The 447-nt window shown below is 51.7% G+C and carries 1 protein-coding gene; it reads left to right on the top strand.

All coding sequences use genetic code 11. The features are described 5' to 3' along the window. On the top strand, positions 1-447 hold a 447-nt coding region (locus tag Tanf_RS16740), incomplete at both ends, for a 1-deoxy-D-xylulose-5-phosphate synthase N-terminal domain-containing protein (protein ID WP_498370413.1).

The raw sequence follows: 447 nt of genomic DNA, 5'->3' as shown, positions 1-447 counted from the left end.
CCGTCCTGATATGCTGGTGGTCCTCAACGACAACGAAATGTCGAATTCCGAAAATGTCGGCGCGCTCAACAACCATCTGGCGCAGCTGCTTTCCGGTAAGCTTTACTCTTCACTGCGCGAAGGCGGGAAAAAAGTTTTCTCTGGCGTGCCACCCATTAAAGAGCTACTCAAACGTACCGAAGAACATATTAAAGGCATGGTAGTCCCTGGCACGTTGTTTGAAGAGCTGGGCTTTAACTACATCGGCCCGGTTGACGGTCACGATGTGCTGGGGCTTATCACCACGCTGAAGAACATGCGTGACCTGAAAGGCCCGCAGTTCCTGCATATCATGACCAAAAAAGGTCGTGGTTATGAACCGGCAGAAAAAGACCCAATCACTTTCCACGCCGTGCCTAAATTTGACCCCTCCAGCGGTTGTTTGCCGAAAAGTAGCGGCGGTTTGCC

Origin of the sequence: Tannerella forsythia, assembly GCF_001006485.1 — a bacterium.
Classification (GTDB): Bacteria; Bacteroidota; Bacteroidia; order Bacteroidales; family Tannerellaceae; genus Tannerella; species Tannerella forsythia.
This window is presented reverse-complemented; position numbering and strand designations above follow the sequence as displayed.